Genomic DNA, 16,068 nt, shown 5'->3' with positions numbered 1-16,068 from the left:
CTGAGCGTCACTCCTCCGTTCCACCGGAGCGAGGATCCTTCCCGTGCGACCGCGCGTGCCGCCCCGGGGCCTGTCCAGGGGCCCTCTTGGAGACGCCGTGGTCCTTCTGCGGCGGACCCGGGTTTCGCTGGGCGGCCTCCAGGCGCTCCACCTCCGCCTGGAAGACAGGGTCCTCGCGTGGCACCGTCGCTCGGGGAATTCCGGCCCGCATGATCTTCTCGATGCGCTCGACCATCAGCCGGTCCTTCGCCGTGACAAACGTCGAGGCCACTCCGCTCGCGGCAGCTCTCGCCGTGCGGCCGATGCGGTGCACGTAGTCCTCCGGAGCATGGGGCAGGTCGTAGTTGATGACGTGCCCCACGTCCTCCACGTCCAGCCCACGCGCCGCGATGTCCGTGGCCACCAGACACCTGTACGCCCCCTGCCGGAAGCCCTTCATCGCCTGGTTGCGCTGATCCTGCGTCCGATCCGCATGCAGCACCGCGCACCGGTACCCCGCCCGCTGCAACGCCAGGAGCACCTTGTCCGCCCGCTCCTTCGTCCGCGTGAAGATGAGCGCCGTCTCCTCGTCATGCGCCAACAACGTGAGCAGCAGCGCCGACTTCTCCTCGGGCTTCACCACGTACAGCCGTTGCTCGGCGCGCTCAGCGGGCGTCCCACTTCGCGTCACCTCCACGCGCACCGGCCGGTAGAGCTGCTCGCGGGCGAAGCGGCTCACATCCGGGCCCAGCGTCGCGGAGAACAGCAACGTCTGCCGTCGGCGGGGCAGCGCCGCGAGGATGCGCTCGATCTGCGGCAGGAAGCCCATGTCCAGCATCCGGTCCGCCTCGTCGAGCACCAGGGCCTCCAGGTGCGCGAACGACACGGCGCGCGCCTCCAGCAGGTCCACCAACCGCCCCGGTGTGGCGAGCACCAGCGAGGGCCGCCGCTTCAGCGCCTCGGCCTGCGCCGCCATGTCCTCGCCGCCGATGACCACGGAGTGCGAGACGCCACGCGACCCGCCGAAGAGTTCCACCGGCCCGGCGATCTGCTGCACCAGCTCGCGGGTGGGTGCCAGCACCAGTCCCAGCGTCCCCTTCCGGCCAGCGAACCGCTCCACCAGGGGCAGCACATACGCGGCCGTCTTGCCCGTGCCGGTCGCAGCACAGCCGATGACGTCCTTGCCGGCGAGCGCCGGAGGAATGGCCTGCGCCTGGATGGGAGTGGGCCGCGAGAAGCGAGCGCGGCGCACGGCGTCGAGGGACTCGGGAGACAGACCGAGTTGGGCAAAGGTGTCGCTCACGGGACGGGGGTACCACGCCGCCAGGGAGAGAACCACCCGGCGCGCGCTCGAGGTTTCAAAAGCACCCGGCCAGCACCAGTGCCCCATGGTCCGAGGAGAGGACAAGCGCCGGCTGCACCTGAAGTCCCTCCGCCTTCTTCCGGAGGCTGGAGGAGACCTCGTACCCCAGGAGGGCGCCCGCGGCGGGCAGGGGGACGGCCACGCCCTTGAGGATGCCCGAGAGCGGCGTGCTCGCCTGCTCCGACAGGACCCACAGCCCCGCCGTCAGGAGCCACCCCATGGCAGAACCTCCGAACGTCGCGAGCAGGCGCCCCTGGCCCATCATCAACTCGCCGCCCCACCAGACGCCCAGCGGGAAACCGACCGCCATGCCCGCGAGCGCGAAGGGAAGGAGCGGCAGGTGGGCAGAGGTATCGAAGAGTTGAAATCCGCTCCCCACCAGGAGCAGCTCAGCGCCAACGAGAGCCCCCACGAGGCCCGTGCCCACACCCGCCGCCCCCTCGACGAGCAATCGCTGCCACAAGGGGCGCACGGGGGGCGTCCCCTGTACGACATCCGGAATGAGCTTCGGCGAGTCCCCGGCCGGCTCCTGCACGAGCCTCAGCCCTCGCGGGATTCCGCCAGCCCCCAGGGTGGGGACATCCCAGCGCCTCCCCTCCCCGGCCCGAGCCACCGCCGGGAGCAAGAGGAGGAGCGCCAACATCCACCGCACCGCCACGCATGTCGACACGAGAAGCCTCCGCTCGGTGTCTTCACGCGTGGCCTTAGCACACGAGCTACTTCCCCGGCGCGGGCAGCCCCACGGCCGCGAGCGGTACTTCGTAGAAGTCACCATTGCCATTGTCTGGCGACTCCGCCCCTTCATAGGCCGCTGCCCGGAAAGCGTGACACCCGTCCCCACTTTCCCGGCCAGCAGATGCGGCCCGCGCTCGTCACCGCCACCTCCGGCCGAGGTCTCACATGAGCGCCTCCCTGGCCGTCTGGACTGTAAACAGGACTCCGAGCCCTACCCCGACCCACACCCCAGGTCTCGGTCCAGGGTCCGAGTTGACGCGCGGCTGGGACGGAGTTAATTCAGAACTCAGAAAATGAACCGAGATTCAGCGAAACGTGCACCGGCCCCGAGGCTTCGCGCCCGGCTCCGGGAAGCCACAGGAGACGCCATCCGCGCCGCGGCGGAGCAGGTCTTCTCCGAGCAGGGGTTCGGGGCTCGGATGGAGGACATCGCCGAGCGGGCGGGTGTGTCGGTGGGCACGCTCTACAACCACTTCGAGGATCGCAACGCGCTGCTGCTGGAGCTCATCCGGGTGAGGCGCGAGGCGCTGATGACGCGGGTGGACGCGGTGCTGACCAAGGTGGAGGGACGTGCCTTTCAGGAGCAGCTCCGGGCGCTGCTCGACACGACCTTCGCGCACTTCCGCGAGCACGCCCGGTTCTTCGCCATCGTGATGCAGTCGGAGCTCGTGCGCAGCGCCGGGTTCCCGCAGAAGGCGGGCACCCTGGCGGAGATCTCGACCCGGATGGAGCGGCTCATCCAGCGCGGAGTCGCCTCGGGCGAGCTGCGGCGCGAGGGCTCGGAATTCTACGCGTCGCTGCTGCTGGGCATGGTGCGAGGCCTGCTCATGAAGGCGGCGGATACGCAGCGGAGCGACGAGCTCCAACGAGGGGCGGATGTGCTGCTCCAGGTCTTCTTGAAAGGTATCGAGGTCTGACTCCATGTCATCTGCCGCAGTAGCGGCCCCGGCAGCGGCGGTTCCGCTCCGGGCTCCGCCCAACAAATGGCTCGTCACGCTGTCGGTGACGTTCGGCACCCTGATGGGGGCCATCGACTCGTCCATCGTCAACGTGGCGATGCCGCAGCTGCGCAGCGCGGTGAGCGCCACGGTGCAGGAGATCACCTGGACCACCACCGGCTTCGCCCTCGCCACGGTGATGGTGATGCCGCTCACCGCCTTCTTCGGCCGGCTCTTCGGCCAGAAGCGGGTGTACCTGGCCTGCCTCGCGCTCTTCGTGGTGGGCTCGTTCCTGTGTGGCCTGGCGTGGAACCTGCCCTCGCTGGTGTTCTTCCGCGCCATCCAGGGCTTCGGCGCCGGCGCGTTGCAACCCACCGAGCAGGCCATCCTCCGGCAGACGTTCCCGCCCAAGGAGCAGGGCATGGCCATGGCGCTCTTCTCCATGGCGGTGATGGTGGGGCCGGCCATCGGCCCCACGCTGGGTGGCTACATCGTCGACAACTTCCACTGGTCGTGGATCTTCTTCATCAACGTGCCGGTGGGAATCCTCGGCTTCTTCATGGTGGCGCGCTTCGTGGAGGAGCCGGCGGACCTGCTCGCCGCCAACCGGGCCGAGGGCGAGAAGCAGCGCAAGAACATGGACTGGGCGGGCATCGTGCTGCTGTGCGTGGGCCTGGCGGCGCTCCAGTACATGCTCGAGGAAGGCCAGAGCAACGACTGGTTCGACTCCGCGGAGATCGTCATCTGCGCGCTGCTGTCCGGCGTGTGCCTGGTGGCCTTCGTCATCCGCGAGCTCACCGCCGTGGCGCCCGTGGTCAACCTGCGCCTCTTCAAGGACGCCGTCTTCACCTCGGGCACGCTGCTCAGCGCGCTGATGTTCTCCATCCTCATGGCCAGCATGTTCCTGCTGCCCATGTTCATGCAGGAGCTGCTGGGCTTCACCGCCACGCAGTCCGGCCTGGCGCTGATGCCGCGCACGCTGATGATGCTGGCGCTCATGCCCATCATCGGGCGCATCTACACCCGCTTCCCGCCCCAGGTCTTCATCGCGTGTGGGCTGGCGCTCACGGGCCTGGGCGTCTTCAAGATGAGCCACTTCAACCTGGACACCGGCACGAGCAACATCATGGCCGCCATCATGCTGCAGGGCCTGGGCTTCTCCTTGATGCTCGTGCCCCTGTCCACCGTGGCGCTGTCGCGAATCCCCCGCCACCGGATGCCAGATGCCACGGGCCTCAGCTCGCTGCTGCGGCAGATTGGCGGCTCCATCGGACTGGCCGTGTTCGCCAGCCTGCTGTCGCGCTACGGCGCGCAAGGCAAGGCGGTCCTCGCCACGCACATCACGGCCGAGCGCCCCGAGGTGATGACCCGGCTGGCGCAGCTGCGCGGCGGCTTCATGGCGCGCGGCATGGACTACGCGCACGCCCAGGAGACCGCGCTCCGCATGCTCTCCGGCATCACCGCCCGCCAGGGCATGGTGCTGGCCTTCGACAAGCTCTTCGTTCTGGCGGCACTGCTCTTCCTGGTGGTGATGCCGCTCGTCCTCTTCCTCAAGGCCCCGAAGCTCAAAGACGGGCCTCAAGAACCCGCTCATATCGACGTGGAGATTTGAAACCCATGGCCTCGACCGCACCCCATATCGTTCAACCCGAAGAGCAGGCCCCATCGCCCGCTCAACTCCAGAAGAAGGGCCGCCGGGGTTTCCTCATCCTCGGCACCATCGTGAGCGTGCTGCTGCTCGGCATCGGTGGCTACCTGGTGGCCACACGCGGGCAGCAGACCACGGATGACGCACAGGTGGAGGCGGACGTGGTGCCGATCGCCTCGCGCGTGGGCGGGCCGGTGATGCGCGTGCTCGTGGCGGACAACGCCTTCGTGCACAAGGGCGACGCGCTGGTGGAGATCGACCCGCGCGACTACGCCGCCCGCGTGAAGCAGGCGGAGGCGGAGCTCGAGTCGGCCCAGGCCCAGGCCCAGGCCGCCGACGCCCAGGCCACCGTGGCCGAGGCGGGTGCCAAGGGCGGCTTCTCCAGCGCCCGCGCCATGGTGTCCACCAGCAGCGCGGCCGCCAGCAGCGCCGAGGCGCAGATCGCCGTGGCCAAGGCCTCGCTCGCCCGCGCCGAGGCGGATGCCCGCCGCACGAAGTTGGATCTCGAGCGCCAGGAGCAGCTCGTGGAGGCCAAGGCCGTCTCCCAGAAGAGCTATGACGACGCCAAGGCCTCCAACGACGCCGCGCAGGCCGCCCTCGAGGGTGCTCGCGCGCAGCTCGCCGCGGCCGAGGAAGGCCGGCGCGTGGCCCAGAGCAAGGTGGCCGAGGCCCAGGGCAACCTGGACCAGAGCGCGCCCATCGACGCGAAGATCGCCGCGGCCCGCGCCAGCGCGGCGCTCGCCCACGCCCGGGTGAAGTCGGCCGAGGCGGCGCTGGAGCAGGCCCGCCTGCAGCTGGACTACACGCACATCGTCGCGGCCTCGGACGGCCAGGTGTCCAAGCTGACCATCCACGAGGGCCAGCTGCTGTCGCCCGGCCAGGCGGTGGCGGAGCTCGTCCCGCCGGAGACGTACGTGGTGGCCAACTTCAAGGAGACGCAGGTCGGCGAGATGAAGCCGGGCCAGCGGGTGACGGTGAAGATCGACGCCTACGACGACGAGAAGCTCGAGGCCAAGGTGGAGAGCCTGTCGGGCGGCACCGGCGCGCGCTTCTCCCTGCTGCCGGCGGACAACGCCTCGGGCAACTTCGTGAAGGTGGTGCAGCGCGTCCCGGTGCGCATCACCTGGGTGAAGCCGCCCAAGGACCTGGTGCTGCGCGCCGGCCTCTCCGCCGAGGTCACCGTGCACACGGGCGGATAGGACTCCCCCCACGGGCTCCCCCGAGCCCACCCCCAGACGCGTCCCGGTGCCCCCGCGCCGGGGCGCGTCAGTTTTTGTAGCCCCCCGCGTCCGTGCTCCTGGATTTTCTCCTTCTTTTCGACGGCCATGACCCCCTTCGCGCCCACGTCATCACTCTCAGTCTCAGCGGCGAACCGCTCGTCGCGAGACCCGCGTGTGCGGCGCGAGGGAGCGCTCTGATCGGCTGAGTCCGACAGCGCCTTCCCCGTCCGACCCCTCGGGCCCGCGTGGTCCGAGGGGTTTTTCTTTTTCCAGCACTTCAACCGGGCCGGCCCGGCCCACAACCAGGAGCAACTCCCATGGGCACCAAGACGCACGTCAACGTTGGCACCATCGGCCACGTGGACCACGGCAAGACGACCCTCACCGCCGCCCTCACCCAGGTGATGGCCGCGCTGCATGGCGGCAAGGGGCTCGGCTACGACCAGATCGACAGCGCGCCCGAGGAGCGGGCCCGCGGCATCACCATCAACATCGCCCACGTCGAGTACGAGTCGGACACGCGTCACTACGCCCATATCGACTGCCCCGGTCACGCGGACTACGTGAAGAACATGATCACCGGTGCCTCCCAGATGGACGGCGCCATCCTGTTGGTGGACGGCTCGCAGGGGCCCCAGCCGCAGACGCGTGAGCACCTCCTCCTGGCCCGCCAGGTGGGCGTGGAGCACATGGTCGTGTTCATCAACAAGGTGGACGTGGCGGACCCGGAGCTGCTCGCGCTGGTGGAGCTCGAGACGCAGGAGCTGCTGGCGGCCCATGGCTACACGGACGTGCGGATGGTGAAGGGCTCGGCCCTCAAGGCGCTCGAGGCCGTCACCGCCGGGCGCGTGCAGGACGAGGCCACCCGCTGCATCCGTGAGCTGGTGGACGCGCTCGACAGACACATTCCGGATCCGGTGCGGGACTACACCTCGCCGTTCCTGATGCCCATCGAGGACGTCTTCACCATCTCGGGGCGCGGCACGGTGGTGACGGGCCGCATCCAGCGCGGGGTGCTCATGGCCGGGTCGGCGGTGGAGCTGGTGGGGGCGGGCGGGCCGGACACGCGAGAGGTGGTGGTCACCAGCATCGAGTCCTTCCACCGCCAGCGGCCGGAGGCTCGTGCGGGTGAGAACGTGGGGCTCCTGCTGCGCGGTCTCAAGCGGGAAGAGGTGGCTCGCGGCCAGGTGCTCTGCGCCCCGGGCTCCATCCACCCGCACGCGGTGGGTGAGGCCGAGCTGTACGTGCTCTCCGCCCACGAGGGCGGCCGCCACACGGCGTTCGGCACCGGGTACACGCCGCAGTTCTTCTTCGGGAGTACGGACGTGACGGGGACGATCGAGGTGCACGGCGAGGGGCTCGTCCAGCCGGGCGGGCGGGCGCAGGTGGGCTTCCGCCTGCTCCACCCCATCGGCGTGGAGCCGGGCATGCGCTTCGCCATCCGTGAGGGTGGGAAGACGATCGGCGCCGGGGTCGTCACCACGGTGAAGTGAGGTGAGGAGCGCCGCTTCCGGAGACGGGAGCGGCGCTTTTTTCATGCACATGTCAGGCATAGGGGCACACCGCGTCCCTGCCCCCTGGGAGGACCTCTCCAGCGCCCGCGGACATCGTCCGGGGGTGTTCTGGGATTGGGGCCTCTCCCTTTCCCTGGCAGCCTGAAAAGGCCGAGGTTCGACTCCTCAACGAAGGCTCCGGGAGCCAGCGCCTTCGGGCGCACCGTGCGGAACGGCCATGCGGGTGGAGAGCCCCCGCCGTACCGCCGGGGCTCCCGGAGCCGGCGTCTTCCGCCAGACGAGGTGTGCACGATGGACGCGCTCGCGCTGCGACTCTTCCCGCTGATGGTGATGGCACTCGCCCTGGGCGTGGTGGCCTACAAGGTGCTCGTGCTCAAGGTGATCGTCCCCGAGGGCTTCACTACCCTGGTCTACCGGCAGGGGCGCTTCGTGCGCGTGCTCGAGCCCGGGGCCCACCGGATGCGGCGCTCCGGCGTCACCACGCAGCAGGTGGACATGCGCCAGCGCTCGCTCACCGTGCCCGGCCAGGACGTGCTCAGCCAGGAGCAGGTGGGCCTCAAGGTGAGCACCGCGGTGCGCTTCACCGTGGCCGAGCCCGCGCAGGCCCTGCACCGTGTGCAGAACTTCCTGGAGGCGCTCTACCTGAGCGTGCAGCTCGCCCTGCGCGAGGAGGTGGCTCGCCATCCCTTGGAGGAGCTGGTGTCGGGGCGGCTCGACCTGGGCCAGCGCATGCGCGAGCGCGTGGCCGGAGAGGTGCGCGCGTTCGGGCTCTCGGTGGAGTCGGTGGAGGTGAAGGACGTGATGCTGCCGGCGGATCTGCGCCGCGCCTTCGCCGAGTCGCTCAAGGCGAAGAAGGAGGCACAGGCCATGCTGGAGAAGGCGCGCGGCGAGTCGGCGGCCCTGCGCAATCTGGCCAACGCGGCGAGGATGGTGGAGCAGAACCCGTCGTTGCTGAACCTGCGCATGCTGCAGACGCTCGACGGCGCGAGCACCACGCCCGGCAACACCTTCGTCCTGGGCGTGGGCCCGGAGCTGACTCCCTTCGGGCACAAGCGCCCGGCCAGGGGGAGCGCGCCGGTACCGCCCCCCGAGGGTGACGAGCCCGAGTCTACCTGAGCGAGCGCGGCCTCACTTCCCGTCGAGGCCCGCCCGCTCCGCCGCCAGCGCCCCGAGCGCCGACCAGTCGAGGTCTCCCTTCCCCTGGGCCATGCCACTGAGGAAGTGGTCGCGCACGAGGCTCGCCACCGGCATCGGCACCTCCGCCGCTCCGGCGGCCTCCAGCACCAGCCGCACGTCCTTGAGACCCAGCCGCAGCTTGAAGCCCGCGGGCTCGTACTGCTCCCGGGCGATCTGCACGGCGTAGTTCTCGAAGATGGGCGAGCGCGCGAACACCGACTGGAACACATCCAGGAAGACCTTCGGCTCGATGCCGGACTTGCGCGTCAGCGCGAACGCCTCCCCGAGCGTCTCAATCATCGAGGCGATCAGGAAGTTGCCCGACAGCTTCACCACGTTCGCGGCGGACGCCCGCTCCCCGAGCACCGAGAGCCCACGCCCGACGGCCTCCAGCAGGGGCCGGCACCGCTCCACATCGGCCTTCGCGCCCGCGGCCACCACCCAGAGCTGCTTCGCCTCCGCCGCCGCCGGCCGGCCGAACACCGGCGCCGCCACGTACCGCTGCCCCGCCTTCGCGTGCGCCTCGGCCAGGCGCTCCGAGAGCGCCACCGAGATGGTGCTCGACGAGACGTGAAGGGCCCCCTGCCCCAGCCCCGCCAGTAGGCCCGACCCGCCGAAGGCAACGCCCTCCACGGCGGCATCATCCGCGAGCATGGTGAAGACGACCTCCACCCCACGCGCCGCGTCCGCTGGCGAGTCCGCGACCCGGGCCCCCTGCTGGCGCAGGGACTCGGCCTTCTCGCGCGTGCGGTTGTAGACGCTGAGCTCGTGCCCCGCCGCGAGCAGGTTCCTCGCCATGGCGTGGCCCATGTTCCCCAGTCCGATGAAGCCCACCTTCATGTGCGTTCCCCCGAGAGCAAGGCTCCACAGCTACCAGGAAAAACACGAGGGCCCCAGGTCAAGAAGACCTGGAGCCCTCTGGACGACAGTCTCCGTGTCGCGCGTCAGTCCTTGACGGGCGTGGCCTTGAGGGCGGCCTTGCCCTCCTTCACGTACACCTGGAAACGCACCGTCTTGCAGGCGTACTTCTGGACGAGCTGCTCCTTGTTCTTGCGCAGCTTGGCCACGAACTTGTCGTAGGTCAGGCCGTCATTGGGCTCGCCGCACTGGTCTCGCGTGGCCACGAACTCGCGGAAGACATCCTGGAAGTGCTGCTCCTCGGACGGGGGCGGCGGCATGCCCAGGCTCTGCGTCGACGTGCCCATGACGGGCGTGGACGCGGCCGAGGGAGCGGCGACGCCAGGGTGGCCCGGTCGGTTCGGGAGGGGCACCTCGGCCGTGTTGGGCCGGGCCGAGCGCGCGAGCAACTCCTGCGGGATGGCGGCCACGCGGGTCGTCTCGGGAGCGGCCTCCGCACCGAAGTCCGCGGGCGGAAGCCCCGCCTGCGCAGCGGCGGCCGCGAACGGATCCGCCGCCTGCTTCAGGGAGTAGGCCGCCGTCGGCTGATCCTCGAAGGCGAACGCCCCACGCCGGGCCTCCGCCGTGGCAACGCCCATACCCGAGTCCCCGGTGGGGAACGGGAAGGCATCCCCGCCCAGGGCCTGCCCGGCGAACGGATCCTTCCCCGGCACCGTGGGCGACCCATACGGATCCGCGCCCGGAGCCGGGGGCGGCGGGAACGGGAAGGCATCCCCGCTCGGAGCCGGAGCCGGAGGGAACGGGAAGTCGGCGGGCTCGGCGGCCGCCGCGACCGGAGGGGCCGTGGGCGCCGGAGACGCCGGGAAGGGGAAGTCATCCGGGCCGGGCACGGGCGGCTCCTGCGCGGGCGCCACGGGCAGCGGGGCCGCGGCCTGGGGAGCGGGCGCGGGGGCCTCGGCCTCCTGGCCCTTCTTGCCCTTCTTCTTCTTCTCCTCCTTGGCGGCGGGCGCCTGGGCCGGAGCGCGGGCCGAGCCCATCACCAGCGTCCACACCAGGGAGAAGCCCAGCAGGCACATCAGCGCGAAGAGGGCGCTCTGCTGGTAGTCCGCCAGCGCGGTCATGAAGGGCCGTACGCTGGCCACGGCCACGACCTCGAGTCCCCCCTCGAGCGCCCGGCGCGAGCCCACCGCGAGCGGAGCCTGGCCGCCCTTGCTGTCCTCCAGGCTGGTGAACAGCGGCAGCTTCACCTGCGGCACCTGGGGGAGCCACCCCCGCACACTGCCGCGCTCCACCACGTGGCCGATCTGGCCCGCGCGCAGCGCCTTGAGCCCCGCCTCGGCGAGCTCCTTCTGCGAGCCCGCGGTGCCCAACACCTTGTCCCCCTTCACCAGCGCGATCGCGGCGACGCCGGACGCCAGGGCCGCGGACTCCACGGCCTTGTCCGCCACCAGCGGGGCGCCCACCACCAGGGTCGCCGCCACCTGCGCGTGGCCTCCCTCGGCGTTCCACAGCACGGGCACCGAGTAGAAGACGTGGGGCGCGTCGAACACGTCCACCACCACGCCCTCGCTGCCCGCCTTCGCCAGCGCCTGCACGTCCAGCTTGTCGTCCGAGACAGGCTCCTCCTCGGCGCGCGCGTACAGCGAGCCCTCGTTGGTGAGCAGCCCGAGCACGAGGCCGCCCTTGAGCGGCTCGGGCACCAGCTCCTTCGCGGCCGAGCGCAGGCCACTGAAGCGCTCACCCGTGGGCGGCTCCTCGATGCGGATGCCCTTGCCCTTGGGCAGCGCCACCACGTGGGGCTGGACCGCGATGGCCACGTTCGGGCTCGCCGCCAGCTTCAGCGCCACACCCTGCACCGCGAGCCGGCGCGACTCCAACGAACGGGCCATCTCGCTGATGGCCGTCCGGGTGGGCGCGGAAGCATCCTCCGTGACCCGGACGCTCAGCGGTCCCGACACCAGGGGAAGATGAGCCAACCCCAGTCCGAGGACCAGGAGCGCGAAGACGAAGAACTTGAAGCGGACCATCGCCGACCTTTAGCCCGGGGGTAAGGGTCCCGCTTATAGCGTCCACCGCTCGGGGCCAGCAAGAATCGGTCAGGGTCCGCCTGCAAGCCCGGACTCCTGCCGAGGGGTCCGGGCTCCACTGGTGCGCTAGGAGCGCACGTCCTCGGGGAGGCCCTGGCTGCTCGCCTCCCGCCGCTTCTGCACGGTGCGCTTGACCGTATTCTCCAGCCGATCCCTCGCCAGGTCGATGGCCTGGAACAACGTCTCCCCCGTCTCCGTGATGTGAATGCCCGCGAAGCCCGGCATGCGCACGTTCACCCGGCACTCCTGGTCCCGCCCCCCCTTCGGCCCGTTGACGTCCACCAGCGAGATCTCAATCTCGGTCGCCTCGTCGTCATCGATGAACTTGCTGATGGGCTCCACCAGATGCTGCGTGGCGTAATCCCGCAGCGAGTCCGACAGCTCCAGGTGGACTCCTCGCATCAACACCTTCATGGCGTCACCTCCCCTTGGTCTCTCAAAATGGACAGCCCGTGGACATTCGGTGAGCGGTGTTGGCCCAGGCTCCCTCGGCCGCTCTCCTGCCTGGGGACCGGGCACTCGAGCGGCGCGGACGATTCGCCGGAGCTCCGGGGTTGCTCAGTCGCATGGGAGAGCGAATCAAGGTGCTGCTGGTCGAGGATGACGGCGACAGCCGCGAGCTCCTCGCGGAGTTGCTCGAGATGGACTTCGACGTCATCACGGCGCCGGATGGAGTCGCGGGGCTGCGGGCCTTCGAGGACGATCACCCGGATGTGGTCGTCACGGACGAGTCGCTACCCGGCATGTGTGGCACCGCACTCGCACACGAAGTGAAGACGCGCCAGCCCAAGGCGGGTGTCATCCTCGTGTCCGGCTACACCGACGTGGACGCGGGCTGCTGTGACGTGGTGCTGCGCAAGCCCATTGATGTCGAGCGCTTGTCAGCCGCCGTCGGGAGCCTGGGGGAAGCAGCCAGGCACTGAGGCCGGGCGTGCTAACTTCGTGCCCGGTTGCCAGGGTGTTGTTCCTGGAGGGAGGCACGATGAAGTACTGCACGCAGTGTGGTTCCGAATACCAGGACGGCGTGAAGCAGTGCGCGGACTGTCCTGGCAGCGAGCTGGTGGACGCCGAGACCATGCGCCAGCGCCACATCCCCCTGCCCGGCGAGGGAGACACCCGCAAGTTCGTCCGGGCCACCACGGCGGATGATCCCTTCACCGCCGAGGACTACGCCCGCTTGCTCCAGGTGCAGCACATCCCCGTGTTCGTCCGGCCGCGCCGCGCCGGCACCGTGGACGTGCTCACCACCGGCACCCTCGAGCCCTGGTGGGAGATCATGGTCGGCGAGGAGTACCTGGAGCGCGCCACCCAGCTGCTGGCCCGGGAGAAGGCCGAGCTGGACGCCACCGCCGACGACGCAGCCCGCGCCGCCGAGGAAGAAGAGCGCGAGACCGAGGACACTCCCCCGCCCGCCGGAACCCTCTGAGCGGACGCTCGCTGTCTCTCGTCCCCGAGTCGACCCACCTGGGACTCGGGGTGTTTGTGCGTGCATGGCCTACCCCTCACCCACACCGCCTCGAGACGTCTCGAAGTGAGCGGAGGGGTCGTTCCACCATCGACGCGCCTTTCATCTCTTGGCAGGACGTCAGGCAGGGGAGAGTGGGCCATGTCCCGCTGCTCCCGCTGGAAGCCCTGGGGGAGGCTCAACGTTTGTGCTCATTACGTGAATGCATCTTCCAGAGTGTTCCGAGATCAACTGATGATGGGTCCGCACAACGAGTCGAATCCCCTTGAGCCAGCAGACGCGGACGTAGCAGGCGAGCGGTCCCACGCCAGCCCGAGAGAGAGGGGCGCACCGTCAGCGGGTGGGGCCCTTCTGGCCATCGAGCCCACGAAACAGGTCGAGCAGCACTTCCGGCTGCTGGTGGAGAGCGTCCGGGACTACGCCATCTTCATGCTGGATCCCAAGGGGTACGTCAGCTCCTGGAACGAGGGGGCCCAGCGCATCAAGCAGTACCGGGCCGAGGAGATCATCGGCCAGCACTTCTCGCGCTTCTACCCCGCCGAGGATCTGGAGCGGGGCAAGCCGGCGTGGGAGCTGACGGTGGCGACGGCCGAGGGCCGCTTCGAGGACGAGGGCTGGCGGGTGCGCAAGGATGGCAGCCGTTTCTGGGCCAACGTCATCATCACCGCGCTGCGGGACCCGAAGACGGGAGAGTTGCGCGGCTTCGCGAAGGTGACGCGCGACTTCACCGAGCGCATGAAGATGGAACAGGCGCTGCGCCAGAGCGAGGAGCGGTTCCGGCTGCTCGTCGAGGGGGTGCAGGACTACGCCATCTGCATGTTGGATCCCGACGGGAACGTGGCCACGTGGAACGCGGGCGCCCGAGGGGCCACGGGCTATCAGGCCGGGGAGATCATCGGCCAGCCCGTCTCGCGCTTCTACACACCCGAGGAGCGAGGGAGCGGCGAGCCCGAGCGGCAGCTCGAGGTGGCCCGGGAGCAGGGGCGCTACGAGGAGGAGGGCTGGCGGGTACGTAAGGATGGCAGCCGCTTCTGGGCCAACGTCGTCATCACCGCGCTGCGGAACGAGACGGGGGAGCTGCGCGGCTTCTCCCATCTGGCCCGGGACATCACCGCGAAGAGACAATCGGAAGAACAGCGGCACCGCCTGGCCGCCGCCCTGGAGGCCGTGAGGACCCGCGAGGAGTTCCTGTCCATCGCGGGCCACGAGCTCAAGACGCCCATCACCTCCCTGCAGCTCCACATCCAGAGCCTCTCGGGAATCGTGGCGGAGAAGGGAATCGAGGCGCTCGGGCCGGCCAAGGTCCAACGGACGCTGGACGTCGTCAACCGGCAGGTCCAGCGGCTCACGAAGCTCATTTCCTCGCTGCTGGATGTGTCGCGTGTCACAGGAGGACGGCTGGAGCTGGATCCCCAGGAGGTCGAGCTGTCGGGGCTGGTGCGGGAGGTGTGTGCCCGGTTCTCGAGGGAGGCCGAGCAGGCGGATTGCAGCGTGTCGGTGGTAGCGCCGGAAGGGGTGATGGGCCGATGGGATCCGCTCCGCATCGACCAGGTCTTCACCAATCTGCTCTCGAATGCCTTGAAGTACGGGGCGGGCAAACCCATCGAGGTCCGGCTGGAGCGGGACTCGCGCGTAGCGCGGGTGAGGGTGAAGGATCACGGCATCGGCATCTCGCCCGAGAACAAGGAACGCCTGTTCGGGAGATTCGAGCGGCTGGTGTCGTCCCGCCAGTACGGAGGCTTCGGGCTGGGGCTGTGGATCTCCCGCCAGATGGTCGAGGCGCACGGGGGGACAATCAAGGTGGACAGCACGCCCGGAGAAGGATCGACCTTCACCGTCGAACTGCCCCTGGAGGGACCCCCGCCCGCGGCCAAGGCCCCGACGCCCTCCTGACAGGGGGAGCTCAAAATCCTGGCGAACCGGGCTCATGACCGGTTAGGTTCGGTGGCCGATGATGACCTCTGCCATCGGCCAGTCACAGAAGGCGGTCCTGGTTGCGCTTCTGATGGCGTCCACGATCGCGAGCGCCCACGGACAGCAATTCCCCCCGGAATCACCGCGGCCGAGGGCCCTGTTCGTCTCGAAGAACCCCGCCCATGAAGTGCCGGAGATCTTCGTCGCCGGTGGGGTGGTGAGCACGCTCCGGTTCGTGACCGAGTGCGATCCGAGTCGAACGAAGATGCTGGGATGGGAGGGTCGCTTCGAGCCCCTGCTCGTGGGTGGCAAGACCGTGGTCATTGTCCCGCTCAAGGACCTGGACCCACAGGACCGTTTCATGCTGCTGGTGACGTTGATGGACGGCACCTCGCTGCCGTTCACCATCACTTCCAGCAAGGAACGCACGGATGGACAGGTCAACCTCTTCCCCGATCAGGAGTCCTCCGAGGCGACCCGGTGGCAACTGCAGGCGGAGCGCGAGGAGAGCGCTGCCCTCCGAGAGGAGAACCTCCGCCATCGCGAGGAGGAGACCTCGGTGGATCATGCCCTCGCCGCGCTCCTGCTCAACGACCAGATCGAACTGACCCCGTTCCAGGAGGGCGACAAGTGGGTGTTGCGCAACGAGGGGCTCGAGATCGAAATCCTCGTCTTCATCCCCAAGAGGACCAGCAAGAAGGCGGCGAAAACGAAGGTCGGCGTCGTCTTCAATGTGCTGAACAAGGAGCCCACGAGACCGTGGGAGTTGCAGGAGGCACGGCTCTCGTCCCCCACCACTCGGGCACCAAGACCGTTCGCGCTTCGCGCAACCCCGTCCTCGATCGCTCCCGGCAAGACGGGCCGTATCGCCATCATCACCGACCTGGCCTCGTTCGAGCCCGACAGGGACGGCAACAAGCTCGTCTTGGAGCTCTTCAGGAATGGCGGGCAGCGGCAAGCCTACGTCGAACTGATTCCCTCCCATCTGCTGCGTTGACCTGAGAGCACGAATAGGTCCGCTTTGATAGGAGCCCCTTCCATGGTCCCGATGAAAGCACCGTTCCGTACAGCCCTTGTCCTCTCGTGCCTGGCCCTTGGCTGCACGACCTCGGGCGTTGCCCTGCGCCCTGACGGAGGCCCTGGGCCACAGAAGTGTCCGGAGAAGGCACTG

Annotated in this window: 14 protein-coding genes; 9 read left to right on the top strand and 5 right to left on the bottom strand. The window is 69.3% G+C overall.

Translation table 11 applies throughout. The features are described 5' to 3' along the window. Positions 1–7: 7 nt before the first annotated feature. Positions 8–1,282: a DEAD/DEAH box helicase gene (locus DAT35_RS37205; RefSeq protein WP_108074199.1), complete on the bottom strand. Its 1,275-nt coding sequence runs from the start codon at positions 1,280–1,282 to the stop codon at positions 8–10. Positions 1,283–1,337: 55 nt separating this feature from the next. Then, entirely contained in the window at positions 1,338–2,012 is a 675-nt protein-coding gene (locus DAT35_RS37200; protein ID WP_146210054.1) for a hypothetical protein, read from the bottom strand. 358 nt (positions 2,013–2,370) lie between these two features. Between DAT35_RS37200 and DAT35_RS37195 the strand changes: the two genes are divergently transcribed. The 5 genes from DAT35_RS37195 (at position 2,371) to DAT35_RS37175 (ending at position 8,513) form a co-directional block, all read left to right on the top strand. Beyond that, complete coding sequence (locus DAT35_RS37195) at positions 2,371–2,994, top strand: TetR/AcrR family transcriptional regulator (protein ID WP_108074021.1); 624 nt, start codon at positions 2,371–2,373, stop codon at positions 2,992–2,994. A 4-nt stretch (positions 2,995–2,998) separates the two neighbouring features. Continuing rightward, a complete protein-coding gene (locus DAT35_RS37190) occupies positions 2,999–4,627 on the top strand; it encodes a DHA2 family efflux MFS transporter permease subunit (protein ID WP_108074020.1) in 1,629 nt (542 codons plus the stop codon). Positions 4,628–4,632: 5 nt separating this feature from the next. Then, positions 4,633–5,862: an HlyD family secretion protein gene (locus DAT35_RS37185; RefSeq protein ID WP_108074019.1), complete on the top strand. Its 1,230-nt coding sequence runs from the start codon at positions 4,633–4,635 to the stop codon at positions 5,860–5,862. Positions 5,863–6,200: 338 nt separating this feature from the next. Further along, the gene (gene tuf, locus DAT35_RS37180; RefSeq protein ID WP_108074018.1) at positions 6,201–7,376 is read left to right on the top strand and encodes an elongation factor Tu; all 1,176 of its coding nucleotides are present in this window, start codon (positions 6,201–6,203) and stop codon (positions 7,374–7,376) included. A gap of 312 nt (positions 7,377–7,688) precedes the next feature. Beyond that, on the top strand, positions 7,689–8,513 hold the full coding sequence (locus DAT35_RS37175; protein ID WP_108074017.1) for a slipin family protein: 825 nt from the start codon (positions 7,689–7,691) through the stop codon (positions 8,511–8,513). A gap of 12 nt (positions 8,514–8,525) precedes the next feature. Here DAT35_RS37175 and DAT35_RS37170 read toward each other — a convergent pair whose 3' ends face one another. From DAT35_RS37170 to hpf, 3 genes are all read right to left on the bottom strand, one after another. Continuing rightward, positions 8,526–9,413 (bottom strand): NAD(P)-dependent oxidoreductase, encoded by an 888-nt coding sequence (locus tag DAT35_RS37170; protein ID WP_108074016.1) that lies wholly within the window; start codon positions 9,411–9,413, stop codon positions 8,526–8,528. 104 nt (positions 9,414–9,517) lie between these two features. After that, positions 9,518–11,458 carry an MXAN_5187 family protein gene (locus tag DAT35_RS37165; protein ID WP_108074015.1) on the bottom strand — a complete coding sequence of 647 codons (1,941 nt, stop codon included), beginning with the start codon at positions 11,456–11,458 and terminating at the stop codon, positions 9,518–9,520. A 126-nt stretch (positions 11,459–11,584) separates the two neighbouring features. Next, positions 11,585–11,932, bottom strand: a complete 348-nt coding sequence (gene hpf / locus DAT35_RS37160) for a ribosome hibernation-promoting factor, HPF/YfiA family (RefSeq protein WP_108074014.1) — start codon at positions 11,930–11,932, stop codon at positions 11,585–11,587. 152 nt (positions 11,933–12,084) lie between these two features. Between hpf and DAT35_RS37155 the strand changes: the two genes are divergently transcribed. The 4 genes from DAT35_RS37155 to DAT35_RS37140 all read left to right on the top strand — a co-directional run bounded on the left by DAT35_RS37155 (position 12,085) and on the right by DAT35_RS37140 (position 15,894). Next, a complete protein-coding gene (locus DAT35_RS37155; protein WP_108074013.1) occupies positions 12,085–12,441 on the top strand; it encodes a response regulator in 357 nt (118 codons plus the stop codon). A gap of 59 nt (positions 12,442–12,500) precedes the next feature. Next, a complete protein-coding gene (locus tag DAT35_RS37150; protein WP_108074012.1) occupies positions 12,501–12,944 on the top strand; it encodes a DUF2007 domain-containing protein in 444 nt (147 codons plus the stop codon). A gap of 273 nt (positions 12,945–13,217) precedes the next feature. Continuing rightward, positions 13,218–14,876, top strand: a complete 1,659-nt coding sequence (locus DAT35_RS37145) for a PAS domain-containing sensor histidine kinase (protein ID WP_108074011.1) — start codon at positions 13,218–13,220, stop codon at positions 14,874–14,876. A 58-nt stretch (positions 14,877–14,934) separates the two neighbouring features. Further along, a complete protein-coding gene (locus DAT35_RS37140) occupies positions 14,935–15,894 on the top strand; it encodes a DUF2381 family protein (protein ID WP_108074010.1) in 960 nt (319 codons plus the stop codon). Positions 15,895–16,068: the final 174 nt, after the last annotated feature.

The organism is Vitiosangium sp. GDMCC 1.1324 (assembly GCF_003044305.1).
GTDB lineage: Bacteria > Myxococcota > Myxococcia > Myxococcales > Myxococcaceae > Archangium.
Note: the sequence above shows the minus strand (reverse complement) of the source record. Positions and strands in the feature narration are given on the sequence as shown.